The organism is Shewanella sp. HL-SH2, from assembly GCF_051164935.1.
Classification (GTDB): domain Bacteria; phylum Pseudomonadota; class Gammaproteobacteria; order Enterobacterales; family Shewanellaceae; genus Shewanella; species Shewanella glacialimarina.
Genome location: NZ_CP195035.1, coordinates 1,523,840 through 1,536,884, shown reverse-complemented (window position 1 = coordinate 1,536,884; position 13,045 = coordinate 1,523,840). Strand labels below are relative to the sequence as shown.

The 13,045-nt window shown below is 41.9% G+C and carries 14 protein-coding genes; 11 read left to right on the top strand and 3 right to left on the bottom strand.

Going from position 1 to position 13,045, the window contains the following annotated elements; all coding sequences use genetic code 11:
• The first annotated feature begins 46 nt into the window (after positions 1 to 46).
• Positions 47 to 679: a DUF2913 family protein gene (locus ACRWP9_RS06645; protein WP_434928462.1), complete on the top strand. Its 633-nt coding sequence runs from the start codon at positions 47 to 49 to the stop codon at positions 677 to 679.
• Positions 680 to 822: 143 nt separating this feature from the next.
• Complete coding sequence (locus tag ACRWP9_RS06640; protein ID WP_434928948.1) at positions 823 to 1,506, top strand: substrate-binding periplasmic protein; 684 nt, start codon at positions 823 to 825, stop codon at positions 1,504 to 1,506.
• A 16-nt stretch (positions 1,507 to 1,522) separates the two neighbouring features.
• On the opposite strand, the gene ACRWP9_RS06635 is transcribed toward ACRWP9_RS06640, so the two are convergent.
• A complete protein-coding gene (locus ACRWP9_RS06635) occupies positions 1,523 to 2,095 on the bottom strand; it encodes a DsrE family protein (RefSeq protein WP_434928461.1) in 573 nt (190 codons plus the stop codon).
• 84 nt (positions 2,096 to 2,179) lie between these two features.
• On the opposite strand from ACRWP9_RS06635, the gene ACRWP9_RS06630 reads away from it, so the two are divergent.
• The 5 genes from ACRWP9_RS06630 to ACRWP9_RS06610 all read left to right on the top strand — a co-directional run bounded on the left by ACRWP9_RS06630 (position 2,180) and on the right by ACRWP9_RS06610 (position 4,661).
• Complete coding sequence (locus ACRWP9_RS06630) at positions 2,180 to 2,680, top strand: GNAT family N-acetyltransferase (RefSeq protein ID WP_434928460.1); 501 nt, start codon at positions 2,180 to 2,182, stop codon at positions 2,678 to 2,680.
• Positions 2,681 to 3,028, top strand: coding sequence for a DMT family protein (locus ACRWP9_RS06625; RefSeq protein ID WP_434928459.1), 348 nt, complete (start codon positions 2,681 to 2,683; stop codon positions 3,026 to 3,028).
• A 17-nt stretch (positions 3,029 to 3,045) separates the two neighbouring features.
• Complete coding sequence (locus tag ACRWP9_RS06620; RefSeq protein WP_226410845.1) at positions 3,046 to 3,297, top strand: DUF2960 domain-containing protein; 252 nt, start codon at positions 3,046 to 3,048, stop codon at positions 3,295 to 3,297.
• A 14-nt stretch (positions 3,298 to 3,311) separates the two neighbouring features.
• Positions 3,312 to 3,821: an RDD family protein gene (locus ACRWP9_RS06615; protein WP_434928458.1), complete on the top strand. Its 510-nt coding sequence runs from the start codon at positions 3,312 to 3,314 to the stop codon at positions 3,819 to 3,821.
• Positions 3,822 to 3,965: 144 nt separating this feature from the next.
• Positions 3,966 to 4,661, top strand: coding sequence for an aspartate/glutamate racemase family protein (locus ACRWP9_RS06610; RefSeq protein WP_434928457.1), 696 nt, complete (start codon positions 3,966 to 3,968; stop codon positions 4,659 to 4,661).
• Positions 4,662 to 4,775: 114 nt separating this feature from the next.
• Here the strand turns inward: ACRWP9_RS06610 and lptG are convergent, their stop codons facing one another.
• Both lptG and lptF read right to left on the bottom strand, forming a co-directional pair.
• Positions 4,776 to 5,834 carry an LPS export ABC transporter permease LptG gene (gene lptG / locus ACRWP9_RS06605; RefSeq protein WP_434928456.1) on the bottom strand — a complete coding sequence of 353 codons (1,059 nt, stop codon included), beginning with the start codon at positions 5,832 to 5,834 and terminating at the stop codon, positions 4,776 to 4,778.
• Positions 5,831 to 6,946 carry an LPS export ABC transporter permease LptF gene (lptF, locus tag ACRWP9_RS06600; protein ID WP_434928455.1) on the bottom strand — a complete coding sequence of 372 codons (1,116 nt, stop codon included), beginning with the start codon at positions 6,944 to 6,946 and terminating at the stop codon, positions 5,831 to 5,833. Before lptF ends, lptG begins: the two co-directional genes overlap by 4 nt.
• A gap of 273 nt (positions 6,947 to 7,219) precedes the next feature.
• On the opposite strand from lptF, the gene pepA reads away from it, so the two are divergent.
• The 4 genes from pepA to ACRWP9_RS06580 all read left to right on the top strand — a co-directional run bounded on the left by pepA (position 7,220) and on the right by ACRWP9_RS06580 (position 12,964).
• Positions 7,220 to 8,728, top strand: a complete 1,509-nt coding sequence (gene pepA, locus ACRWP9_RS06595) for a leucyl aminopeptidase (RefSeq protein WP_226410850.1) — start codon at positions 7,220 to 7,222, stop codon at positions 8,726 to 8,728.
• A gap of 150 nt (positions 8,729 to 8,878) precedes the next feature.
• Complete coding sequence (locus ACRWP9_RS06590; protein ID WP_434928454.1) at positions 8,879 to 9,328, top strand: DNA polymerase III subunit chi; 450 nt, start codon at positions 8,879 to 8,881, stop codon at positions 9,326 to 9,328.
• Between the two features lie 31 nt (positions 9,329 to 9,359).
• Positions 9,360 to 12,272, top strand: coding sequence for a valine--tRNA ligase (locus ACRWP9_RS06585; protein WP_434928453.1), 2,913 nt, complete (start codon positions 9,360 to 9,362; stop codon positions 12,270 to 12,272).
• A gap of 353 nt (positions 12,273 to 12,625) precedes the next feature.
• A complete protein-coding gene (locus ACRWP9_RS06580; RefSeq protein ID WP_434928452.1) occupies positions 12,626 to 12,964 on the top strand; it encodes a PBPRA1643 family SWIM/SEC-C metal-binding motif protein in 339 nt (112 codons plus the stop codon).
• Positions 12,965 to 13,045: the final 81 nt, after the last annotated feature.

Genomic DNA, 13,045 nt, shown 5'->3' with positions numbered 1-13,045 from the left:
ACTCTGTATTAACGATATAGCATTTACACTGGAACATTGAAACAGCATGACTGAAACCTATAACTCAGCAGTACTTAATTTGGCTGTCACTGGCATACATGATTTAACCGAATCGAATAAACAACACAAGGGTGTTCGCACTCCGGCACAAGAAAGCCACTTTTTATGCAGTTGGATGGTCGATTCTCTCAAAACAAAACGCTTTTCAAAACTGGTTGCTGAAGATTTAACTCAATGGATCCGTCTTGGTAGAAGCCAAGGTGCTGGCGCCCAGCTAAAGCAACTACTCGAACGCATCGTTCTACAATATCAAGATGCTAAAACCGCTAAACTGGGTGAGGCATTAGATGCATTGCTAGCCGATTTTAGCCAAAAAAGCTGGTTAGTCGTGACCGACACGCCATTATCAAGCAAATTAAAATTAGACGGCGATGGCCAATCAAGCGTGGTGATTTGTGCTGAACAGATGAAAAATCATCGCAAAGACGCAGAGTTATTAAAACCAATAGCATTGTATGTCAGGGGCGATGAAAATGTGCTTGCAGAAATAGCATTACAGCATGGCTTATTAATAAGCCAGGCAAATAAAAAAACCACTTTAATTAAACACCACAAAACCTATCTAATCATCCCACAAAACCAACATCTTAGCTTGTGTTTGCTTGCAAGGCTAAAGTAGTCACATTTTGTAATAAAAAAGGTTGAATAATTGCTTCAAGCTGATATATCTATTAACAGGTTGTTTTCAAAAAAGGATAACTCTTGAAGCCTTTACTTTGTACCTTATCATTAACATTTTGTTTAATATTTTCCAGTCCTGGTATGGCCGAAGCAGTGTTAAAATACAATGTTAATGGCTCTAGCAGCTGGGTACCTTATTACGTACCTAATCAGCCAGAACATCCAGGGATTCTTGGTGAACTAGTACCTCAGCTTTTAATTCAGGCTAAAATAGGCAGTGAAAAACAAAATTATCCGCCAAAGCGCACAAACCAAGCATTAGATAGCGGCCTACTCGATTTTGATCTAGTCAGCCCTAGCTGGTTCCCAAATGAAGATATGGGAGACAAATTTGTTACCTCTGATCCTATTATTAACATTCAAGAAAATATCATTACCCTGAAAGAAAATGCTGTCGCATGGCAAAATATCGACAGCATCAAAGGTCAAGTCATTGGTACAGTGAGAGGTTATTTGTACCACGATGATGCCTTCTTTACGCGATTCGACTTTACCTCTGAGCGAGAGCTGATCAAAGCACTACACAAAAAACGCATTAACGCGGCTATATCAGGTGATTTGCCTGCTTTATATTGGAGTAAGCAACTTAATCTTCCCATCACACTAGCAACGGTTCATTCAGATGGTGTATTAGTCATGCGTCTTAGAAAAGAGCATAAAGATTTATTGCCAAGGATCAATGCGGCTATCGCCATTTTAAAAGCCAATGGCACAATTAAAACGATCACCGACAAATACACCCTCCACGCGATATTAAGTGAATAAACTTAGCCAAATAACACTAAAAAGGATTCAGACTATATCCTTGCTGCGCTAATACGGCATGTGCCGTTAACGCAGATAATGCCATCTCAACATTTGGCAATAAATCATCCTGACCAATACCATAATATGCCGCGGTTTGGCCGCATACATAAAATTTCACTTGGTATTTACTCAGTTCAGCAATTAATGGCTTATTCGCATTGGGCGTATTTTTATGGGTTTGCTGGTACATCGCATTGTTGGTCATATCCATCGCGGCTTTACCATGTACAACTAAAGCTAACTCTATATCCTCAGGTTTAACGCCAACGGCCACATGCATATTGATAAATCGAGCCAAAGTATCAATCTGTCTATTCACCTCACCAGCGTTTGCTGGTGAACCGAGGTCAAATGCGACTTTAAATTTCATATTTTGTGGGATAACTAATTGACTATCAACCTCTGCAATTTTACCAAACTCTTTAATTACAGTGCCGGGTTTAAAAGCGGCTAATCCTGATGTGGCATAGCTGTTTTGGCTAAATGGCAGTAGCATTAAAAGCACAAGGCTGCTAAATATTTTCACTCGGTTAGATGTTTGGTACATAAAATCTCCTGCGGTTGTAAAAGTTGCTCATCCGTTGTTATCACAGATATACTCATTGCTGATTTATTGGTTGAAAGCGTGATCATGAAGATAAGACAAATTACCCCCAAAGATTGGCCTGCCATTATGACTATTCAAGCCAACTGTTACCATGACGTAAATCCAGAGCCATTGGAAGTCATGCAAAGTAAATGGCATTTATCACCACTGAGTTGCTTAGTATTAGAGCATAATGATCACATTGTAGCTTATATACTTTGCCACCCTTGGCCAAAGGGCGATGCCCCCAAGTTAAATACCATATTAACAGCAACACATGACACTCAATCCTTATACATACATGACATGGCAGTATCACCCTCTGCACAGGGGTTAGGTGTAGCCAAACAGCTCGTTAACCACACCATACACGCGTCTGCTGAACAAGGCTTTTCTGGCATCGGTTTAGTGGCTATTCAAGGGGCGAGTGAGTTTTGGCAGCGCTATGGCTTTAAACCTTTTAATGATGTTAACCCTGCATTATTAACGTCACTAGCCAGTTATAGCGACGATGCTTGTTATATGTTCTTTCAGGGCAATAACTAGATGAATCCGACGTTAACAACAATAGGCCTTTTGTGTTTGAGTAATATTTTTATGACGTTTGCTTGGTATGGTCATCTGAAAACCATGAATAGTAAACCTTGGATAATTGCTGCCTTAGTCAGTTGGGGAATAGCCTTATTCGAATATTTATTACAAGTTCCGGCAAATCGTATTGGTTATACCGTAATGAACGTGGGACAATTAAAGATTCTGCAAGAAGTGATTACTTTAAGCTTATTTGTTCCCTTTGCGGTGTTCTATCTCAAAGAACCACTCAAGCTAGATTATCTTTGGGCAGGTTTATGCATTCTCGGTGCAGTATATTTTATTTTTAGAAGCGACATATGATCGCGTGAGGATTGTGAATGGCACGCCAAGTGATTTATACCTTTAAAGGCAAAACCAAAACTATTGCGTTTAGTTATGACAAACACCATGACCTTTATGAAGCTGCGGCAGAAGCCGAAGGGATCGATTTAACCCGTTTTCTGGCGATGGAACAACAAGTGGCTTTGACCTCTAAAAAAGGTGCTAAAGCGGAAAAAGAATTTCGTCAAACTGAATTTGCGCGCTTTGGTTTTACTAGCATTAAATTTGTTCGTGAAGAAGAAGTATAAGAAGGCTAATTGATATGTTAAATGCAGAACACGCCAATTTTCCCCGTGCAAGTTTTGTACGACGTTTAGGGGCAATGATTTATGACGCCTTGCTTGCTGTCGCGGTATATATGATTGCTGGCGCCATAGGCTTTGGGGTTTTCTACGGTTTGTATACCACTGGAATAATTTCATTAGGTGGCTATGAACATATATCAGATACACTGAATAACACCCCTGTTTATCAAGGTATTTACCAGCTATGGTTGGCCTTATGTGTGGGTGGCTTTTATGCACTATTTTGGAGTAAAGGCGGTCAAACTCTTGGCATGAGAGCCTGGCGTTTGAAAGTGCAACATCCTAACGGCCAGAACCTGAGTTTTATTACTGCTTGCGCCCGTGTTGTTTGGTCAATATTAGGACTAGGCAACCTATTTATTTTATTGAATAGCGACAAATTAGCATTACAAGATAAAATGACTCGCTCTGAAATAGTCATATTATCTGTTGAAGCGAATCAAATGCGCAACTGGCATGGTGCTTAACGCTATCCTGATATAGTGCTAATTCTATCTGTATTATTAAATACGCGCTTCGGCGCGTTTTTAGTTTTACACCTACTGTAATTGTCATTGTCATTGTCATTGTACTAGGCTTAATACTGATACCTGACCATAAGGACATATCAAATGAAAACAATAGGGTTAATTGGCGGCATGAGCTGGGAAAGCACTCAAAGCTATTATCAAGTGATTAATCAGTCGATTAAGCAGAGTTTAGGCGGATTACATTCAGCAAAAGTGATTCTTTTTAGTGTTGATTTTGCTGAAATTGCCGCCCTACAAGCCCAAGGTGACTGGCAAAGTGCTGGAGAAATCCTTGCTGACGCAGCACATAAATTATCACTTATTGGTGCCGATGCCATTGTGGTGTGTACCAATACCATGCACAAAGTAGCCCCACAAATTGAGGCTGGTATTAATATCCCTCTACTGCATATTAGTGATGCTACTGGGCAGAAATTAGTTAACGATCAGATAACTAAAGTGGGCTTATTGGGCACTCAATTCACTATGGAACAAGCTTTCTATAAAACACGGTTAACCGACCACTTCCCCATTGAGCTTATCATCCCGGATCAACAAGACAGAGAAACGATTCATCGCATTATTTATCAAGAATTGTGTTTAGGAAAAGTATTACCTGAGTCTAGAAAGGCATACCTGCATATTATCGATAAACTGGCACAGCAAGGGGCGCAAGCAATTATTCTAGGCTGCACAGAAATAGGCTTACTGGTTAAACAAACAGATACATCTATACCACTTTACGATACCGCCCTGATCCATGCAGAAGCTGCGGTTGAATTTATGCTGAGAAAATAAAGCGACATAGATGAATTGAATCACTATATTATTCGATTGTACTCAGCTAATCAAAAAACTAAAAAGGCCACATTAAGTGACCTTTTTAGTTTGTTATCATAAGCTCTAGGTAATTTACTTCCTGATATAGTAAAAGGCCAAACTGGTAAATAAAATACTTGGAGTAACAGCACCGACCACAGCAGGAAGATCATACACCATACTCATAGGACCAAATATCTGATTACTGATGTAAAAACTAAATCCCGCCACCACACCGAGTAATACCCTAGCCCCCATGGTCACTGTACGCAAAGGACCAAATACAAATGACAAGGCAACCAGCATCATCACTGCAACGGTTATCGGCTGCATTATCTTGCGCCACAACGCCAATTCATATCGGCTAGGGTCTTGTTGATTCACTTCCAAATACTCTAAATATCCCAGCAGCCCTTGAATAGACAATGCTTCGGGTTTAACCGATACCACCCCAAGTTTGTCAGGGGTTAAGGTTGAACGCCATTGCTCTGTTGGCGTTTCAACCAACTCAATGCGGTCCTCAGACAAATGAGTGGTTGTCACTTCAGTTAGCTGCCATTCATCTTGTTTAAAATCAGCATGTTTAGCCTGGGTTAATCGTACTAATTTTGACTGTTCATCAAACTTATATAAGGTAATATTATTAAGCTTATTAATATCTTGTACTTCACCGATATTGACAAATAAATCACCGTCTTTAGCCCAAATACCTCGATCTGATTTAATTAAACTACCGCCGGATATTTTCGTCGCCTGTAGCTCTTTAGCAGATTGCTCTGCCACTGGTGCGCCCCACTCGCCTAAAGCCATGACCATTATCATCAAAGGAATAGCCGTTTTCATCGCTGACATAGTGATTTGTAAACGCGACATGCCTGATGCTTGCATGACAACAAGTTCAGAATTAGACGCTAGCATTCCCATACCAATGAGTGCGCCAAGCAATACCGCCATAGGGAAAAACATTTCAATATCGCGTGGCACTAAATACAGCACATAAACACCGGCATCCATCATGCTATAACTACCACGGCCCACAAGCCTAAGCTGATCAACCCATTTAATAATGCCTGACAGCCCTGTTAAAACTAACAAACACAGTGCCGAGGTAGTTAAAATTATCCGTGAAATATATAAATCAATTATGTTCATGCGCTCACCTGCTTATTACGTTTAAACAGGCTTAAAAATCTGACACTGGCCGGCCTTTCTTTGCTGAGTAACAATATACCCATTACAAGGGCGCAACCATGTATCCACCACATGCCTAAATACAATGGAATAACTTCATCTTGTAGCGCTTTACGTCCAGCCACCATTAACCCAAAATAACCTAAATACAGTAAAATAGCGGGGAACATTTTAGCGAACTTGCCCTGACGAACATTCACTCTTGCCAAAGGCACTGCGATTAATGTCAGTAGCGGAATAGATAGCGGAATAGCCAAACGCCACTGGAACTCAGCAACGGCTTCTGGGCCAGGAGTGTCGAGTAATTCATTAATGGGCATAGCAGAAAGCTTACGGCTGCGCTCATCCACCTCTTGCTCTTTTATTTCCATTTTATAGCCGCCAAACTCAATGATTTGATAATTCATTGCATTGGGGCTGCCCTGATAGCGTAAACCACTTTCAAGCTTTAACTGCTGGCTACCAAACTCATCTTCAATCACTTTACCTTGCTGTGCCACAACAATATTGGTCAGCCCCTGCTCATCGCCAACTTCAGGTAACTGAGCGACAAAAACCTTACCTAATTGATTGTCTTTACTAATTGTTTCAACAAAGAGTACCGCACGGCCATTAGGACTGGTTTGAAAACGCCCTTGAGTTAATGCTGCTAGCCCGGCCTCAGATTGAGCTTGTTCAAGCACTTGGTTTTGCCTTTCTTCCGCCCACGGGGACACATAAATAGCTAAATAAGCAGTAAATATCATATTAACTATGGCTAAAATCATTGTGACTCTGGTGACATATAACTCACTTACACCCACACCGTGTAACACCACCATTTCATTTTCAGCATACATTCGCCCATGGGCAAGCAATATTCCCAAAAAGAAACTTAACGGCAAAATTAACACGGTTAATTGAGGCAGATTTAGCCCTAAGAGGGTTAATACCAAAGAAGCTGGGAACTCGCCATCAGAGGCATCCCCTAAAACACGAACAAATTGTTGACTAATAAAAATAGTTAACAGCACTGTAAGTACGGCTAATTGTGCTTTTAAAACTTCACCAATCAAGTATCTAAATACAATCACAAATAGGATCCAAGGGCTAAACGTATCTTTTTACTGGAATCAGAGGTACTTTCATGTAAACTGTTTACTTTTAGCAGTTTTGATAGTTTTCTGACCAGCTCGTAAGGTGCAACACAGCTAGAATTCAGACAAATTAAGTCGCATTTTTATAACGCTTATTTTGTCTATATACCAGTAGCTTATCACCTTTAATTTGATCTGTGGCCTTTAAGCCTTAATATGAACATTATCTTATAAATATAAAAATTTGTCTTTAAGAATCTAGGAGTGCTCATGGAGTTTAGCGTAAAGAGCGGTAGCCCCGAAAAACAACGTTCAGCATGTATTGTTGTGGGTGTATACGAACCTCGCCGTCTATCTGGCATAGCAGAGCAGTTAGATAAAATTAGTGAAGGTTACATCAGTAATCTTCTTCGTCGTGGCGACCTAGAAGGTAAGCCAGGACAAATGTTATTACTTCATCATGTCCCGAACGTGTTGAGTGAGCGTGTATTATTAGTGGGTTGTGGCAAAGAGCGCGAGTTAGATGAGCGCCAATACAAACAAATTATCACTAAAACCATTAATACCTTAAACGAAACAGGCTCAATGGAAGCAGTATGCTTTTTAACTGAGCTACACGTTAAAGGCCGTGATACCTACTGGAAAGTACGCCAAGCAGTAGAAACCACGCAAGCCAGCTTATATAGCTTTGATGCGCTTAAAACCCGTAAAGGTGAGACTCGCCGACCATTGCGTAAGATGGTCTTTAATGTGCCTACACGCAAAGAACTTACCATAGGCGAACGCGCTGTAGAACATGGTATGGCTGTGTCTGCAGGTATGCATTTGTGTCGTGACGTGGCAAATATGCCGCCAAACATCTGTAATCCAGCTTATCTAGCATCGCAAGCCCGTCAAATGGCTGAAACCTATGAAACGCTGAAAGTATCAACTATCGGTGAAGAACAAATGGCTAAGTTAGGTATGAATTCATACTTAGCTGTGGGTCGTGCAAGCGCCAACGAATCTATAATGACCATTATGGAATATCAAGGCGCAGTAGATAGCACCCAAAAACCAATTGTAATAGTCGGCAAAGGCTTAACCTTTGACTCAGGCGGTATTTCATTAAAACCTGGCGAAGCCATGGACGAAATGAAGTACGACATGGGTGGCGCGGCAGGTGTTATCGGTGCAATGAAAGCATTGTGTGAAATGAAGTTGCCCATCAATGTCATTGGTGTACTAGCTGGCTGTGAAAACATGGTTTCAGGTAGTGCATATCGTCCAGGCGATATTCTCACCACTATGTCAGGCCAAACCGTTGAAGTGTTAAACACCGATGCTGAAGGTCGCTTAGTATTATGTGATGTATTAACTTACGTTGAGCGTTTTGACCCTGAATTAGTGATCGATACTGCCACCCTCACCGGTGCCTGTGTAGTTGCATTAGGCAAACATGCTTCAGGCTTGTTCAGCTCACATAACCCACTTGCGCATGAAATTTTAAATGCCGGTGAACAAAGTGGTGACCGCGCATGGCGCATGCCATTATGGGATGAATACCAGGACTTACTCGACAGTCCTTTTGCTGACATGACTAACTTAGGTGGTCGTCCTGCAGGAGCGATATCTGCTGCATGCTTCTTGTCTCGCTTTGCCAAAAAGTACAATTGGGCCCATTTAGATGTGGCCGGTACAGCTTGGAACAGCGGCGCAAATAAAGGCTCAACAGGTCGTCCGGTACCTATTTTGACTCAGTTCTTAATTAATCGTTCAGGTATTGATATCAACGAATAAGTTGGTTTTAATATCGGTAAATATTGAAAAGGTGAAGAAGCAATTCTTCACCTTTTTTGTTATTCGCCCCATCATATTTGCCCCATTAACCTCAATAACATTTTAGTGTAAACTCACCACTATCTTAACCTCTGCAAACAGCATCGAATTATGACTCAAGCATTGTTTTATTTAATGCCAGAAAATAGCCTGCAAACAAGTGCTTTAGATGCGCTTTATTTGGCTGCTTGTAGGTTAGCCGAACAACACTATAGACAACAAAAACAGGTCTATATTCATTGCCAAGACAAACAACAAGCCTATGCGATTGATGAGTTATTGTGGCAATTTGAACCAAGCAGTTTTGTGCCCCATAACTTAAAAGGGGAAGGCCCTGTAACGGGTTCGCCGGTTGAAATTGGTTTTGATACCCTAGGACCCAATAAAAGTCGCCAGGTTCTGATTAATCTTGCAGACCAAGCCCCCCAATTTGCGGTAAACTTACCGCATATTATCGATTTTGTGGCTAATGATGATTCACTTAAAGGCATAGCACGAAAACGCTACCGTGAATATCAAACGCTTGGGTGCCAAGTCACCACCCAAGCATTAGCCGAATAAACACTAAATTTAGATTGAGATAAAACGCCCCATGGAAAAAACATACGATCCTAAGTCTATCGAACAAACGCTTTACCAAAACTGGGAAGAGCAAGGTTACTTCAAGCCACACGGTGATGAATCACAAGGCAATTACTGCATTATGATCCCACCACCTAATGTGACAGGTAGCCTGCACATGGGTCATGCATTCCAAGACACCATTATGGATACCCTGACCCGCTACCAACGCATGAAGGGCAAAAACACCCTTTGGCAAGTGGGTACCGACCACGCCGGTATTGCCACCCAAATGCTGGTTGAGCGTAAACTTGAAGCTGAAGAAGGTAAAACTCGTCACGACTTAGGCCGTGATGCATTTATCGATAAAGTATGGGACTGGAAAGAACAGTCTGGCGGCACGATTACCAAGCAACTTCGCCGTATGGGCGCGTCGGTTGATTGGGACAGAGAACGTTTCACCATGGACGAAGGCCTGTCTAAAGCCGTCCAAGAAGTGTTTGTTCGCCTGTATGATGACGAACTAATCTATCGTGGTAAACGCCTAGTAAACTGGGATCCAAAGCTTCACACTGCTATTTCTGATTTAGAAGTGGAAAACAAAGAAAAACAAGGCCACATGTGGCACTTCCGTTATCCATTAGCAGAAGGTGCATTAACCAGCGATGGTAAAGATTATCTAGAAGTGGCAACAACACGTCCTGAGACCATGCTAGGTGACAGCGCAGTGGCTGTGCATCCAGATGATGAACGTTATCAATCATTGATCGGTAAGTTTATTCACCTGCCAATTGTTAATCGTTTAATTCCGATTGTGGCCGACGACTATGTTGATATGGCATTTGGTACTGGTTGTGTAAAAATCACCCCAGCCCATGACTTTAATGACTATGAAGTCGGTAAGCGTCACGCCCTGCCTATGTACAACATTTTCACCTTAGATGCAGCAGTTCGCGCTTTTGTTGAAGTGATTAACACCGATGGCACCCCAAACAAAGACATCGAAATGGCGCTGCCAGAGCGTTACGTGGGTCTTGACCGTTTTAAAGCCCGTGATGCTATCGTGGCTGAATTTGACACGTTAGGTTTACTTGGCAAAATCGACCCACACGGCTTGAAAGTACCCTATGGCGATCGCTCAGGCGTGGTGATTGAGCCATTACTGACCGACCAATGGTATGTGGCAGTTCAATCTATGGCAAAAACAGCCATTGAAGCGGTAGAAACTGGCGAGATTAAGTTTGTGCCGCAGCAATACGAGAACATGTATTTCTCGTGGATGCGCGACATTAACGATTGGTGTATTTCGCGCCAACTGTGGTGGGGACACCGTATCCCAGCTTGGTATGATGAAAACGGTAAAGTGTACGTTGGCCGTAACGAAGCCGAAGTTCGCGCGAAGCACAAACTTGCCGACTCTGCCGTACTGCGCCAAGACGATGACGTACTCGACACCTGGTTTAGCTCAGCATTATGGACATTCTCAACCTTAGGTTGGCCTGACAATTTAGAAGATTTAAAAACCTTCCACCCGACCGATGTGTTGGTTACTGGTTTTGACATCATTTTCTTCTGGGTTGCCCGGATGATCATGATGACCATGCATTTCATTAAAGATGAAAACGGCAAACCACAAGTGCCTTTTAAAACCGTTTACGTTACCGGTCTTATCCGTGATGAAGTCGGCAATAAAATGTCTAAATCTAAAGGTAACGTCCTTGACCCATTAGACATGATTGACGGTATAGAGCTTGAAACCTTAGTTGAAAAGCGAACTGGCAACATGATGCAGCCACAACTGGCTGCAAAAATTGAAAAGAGTACTCGCAAAGAATTTGCCGATGGCATTGAAGCCCACGGAACAGATGCTCTGCGCTTTACTTTAGCAGCCATGGCCTCAACGGGACGTGACATCAATTGGGACATGAAGCGTCTTGATGGTTACCGCAGTTTCTGTAACAAGTTATGGAACGCATCACGTTACGTGTTAATGAACACTGAAGTGCAAACTGATCCTGAAAGCAATGAAGCGGGCGAGCCGTTAGATTGCGGTCAATTATTAGTTGATGGCCAACCAGGCCCTATGGAGTTGTCATTAGCCGATCGTTGGATCATTGGTTTATTTAACCAAACGGTCAAAACCGTTGAAGACCACATGGCAGCTTACCGTTTCGACTTAGCCGCTAATACTTTATACGAGTTCACCTGGAACCAATTCTGTGACTGGTATTTAGAATTAACTAAGCCTGTGATGCAAAATGGCACTGAAGCGCAAATGCGCGGCACTCGCCACACTTTGGTTAATGTGCTTGAAAAAATGCAGCGCCTAATGCATCCCTTTATGCCATACATTACCGAAACAATTTGGCAACGCGTCAAACCGTTAGCGGGCGTAACCGGTGACACTATTATGCTAGCGCCGTTCCCAACGTATCAAGCAGATCAAGTTGATGCAACGGCAATGGCTGACCTTGAATGGGTTAAGCAAGTGATTGTTGCTGTACGTAATATTCGTGCAGAATTAAATATCGCCCCTTCTAAGCCGCTTAATGCATTACTGCGTGGCGTAAGCTATGAAGATCGTATTCGTCTTGAAGCTAACCAAACATTCTTTGCAAGTTTGGCTAAACTAGAAACTATGACGATTCTTATCGAGGGTGAAATAGCACCAATGTCGAGCACTCAGTTAGTCGGCAATATGGAGTTGTTAATCCCGATGGCGGGCTTAATTGATGTCGGCGCAGAAATGGCCCGTATCGATAAACAACTTGAAAAGCTAGGTCAGGAAATTAGCCGTATTGAAGGCAAGTTATCCAATGAAGGCTTTGTGGCTAAAGCCCCTCCTGCGGTTATCGATAAAGAGCGTGAAAAGCTAACAGGCTTAAGTCGTGATATCGACAAGCTAAATGAACAGAAAATTGAGCTCGCTAAAATAGAAGCTTAATCAAGTAATAACATTGCTACAAAAACCAGCGATGCGTCGCTGGTTTTTTATTTAACGATTATTTAACCTCAACTCTGGTTAAGAGATGGGCTTAATAAGCTAAATTCAACAGATTTAGTTTATTTTGTAGCAAACTTGTCGTTTGTTTTGAAAACAAGGCGCATTAACACGTCAATAGCTGGCCTATTGCACGTTAATGAAACGCAGTTAGCAAGACAAAGGGCTGTTTGGTAAGCGTTTATTATCCCGAGCTGAGGTTATTTAGTACTAAACTAAAACTTTAATATCTCATTTTGCGTTTTTGCTGTATAAGCTTGCGCCAATATCATCATTCTATTTAATGGGTCACCACCATGTCTGATAAGTACTTTTTCAAAGGGCGTAGAACGCCAAAGCCAGCCTATGGCGAAAGTGGCTATAACACTAAACGCGCGACTAAACCGGGTACAGAGATTTCACCTTTACAGTTATCAGTGCAAACTGAAGCACGTAAAGTGGAAGTTGCTGCCATTGTTGCCGAACAACAGTTGTTTGCTAACATCACGGTTGATGCCGACAAAGCTGAAAATATCATTGAGTTAACTGGCTTACTTAATAAACCTAAAGCGGTTAGTTTTGAGGCTAAGCCAAATAGAAATGACGTTTGTTCATGTGGTAGTGGTAAAAAATATAAGAAGTGTTGTGGCGCTTAATCAATAGCACAATTGCATACTTATTAGCGACAAACTGAAGCGGATCACATGATCCGCTTTTTTATTGCCTTTGGAATTTAT

Coding starts and splice junctions, on each gene's coding strand:
- ACRWP9_RS06645 (WP_434928462.1), top strand. CDS start 47: ATGACTGAAACCTATAACTCAGCAGTACTTAATTTGGCTGTCACTGGC.
- ACRWP9_RS06640 (WP_434928948.1), top strand. CDS start 823: ATGGCCGAAGCAGTGTTAAAATACAATGTTAATGGCTCTAGCAGCTGG.
- ACRWP9_RS06635 (WP_434928461.1), bottom strand. CDS start 2,095: ATGTACCAAACATCTAACCGAGTGAAAATATTTAGCAGCCTTGTGCTT.
- ACRWP9_RS06630 (WP_434928460.1), top strand. CDS start 2,180: ATGAAGATAAGACAAATTACCCCCAAAGATTGGCCTGCCATTATGACT.
- ACRWP9_RS06625 (WP_434928459.1), top strand. CDS start 2,681: ATGAATCCGACGTTAACAACAATAGGCCTTTTGTGTTTGAGTAATATT.
- ACRWP9_RS06620 (WP_226410845.1), top strand. CDS start 3,046: ATGGCACGCCAAGTGATTTATACCTTTAAAGGCAAAACCAAAACTATT.
- ACRWP9_RS06615 (WP_434928458.1), top strand. CDS start 3,312: ATGTTAAATGCAGAACACGCCAATTTTCCCCGTGCAAGTTTTGTACGA.
- ACRWP9_RS06610 (WP_434928457.1), top strand. CDS start 3,966: ATGAAAACAATAGGGTTAATTGGCGGCATGAGCTGGGAAAGCACTCAA.
- lptG (WP_434928456.1), bottom strand. CDS start 5,834: ATGAACATAATTGATTTATATATTTCACGGATAATTTTAACTACCTCG.
- pepA (WP_226410850.1), top strand. CDS start 7,220: ATGGAGTTTAGCGTAAAGAGCGGTAGCCCCGAAAAACAACGTTCAGCA.
- ACRWP9_RS06590 (WP_434928454.1), top strand. CDS start 8,879: ATGACTCAAGCATTGTTTTATTTAATGCCAGAAAATAGCCTGCAAACA.
- ACRWP9_RS06585 (WP_434928453.1), top strand. CDS start 9,360: ATGGAAAAAACATACGATCCTAAGTCTATCGAACAAACGCTTTACCAA.
- ACRWP9_RS06580 (WP_434928452.1), top strand. CDS start 12,626: ATGTCTGATAAGTACTTTTTCAAAGGGCGTAGAACGCCAAAGCCAGCC.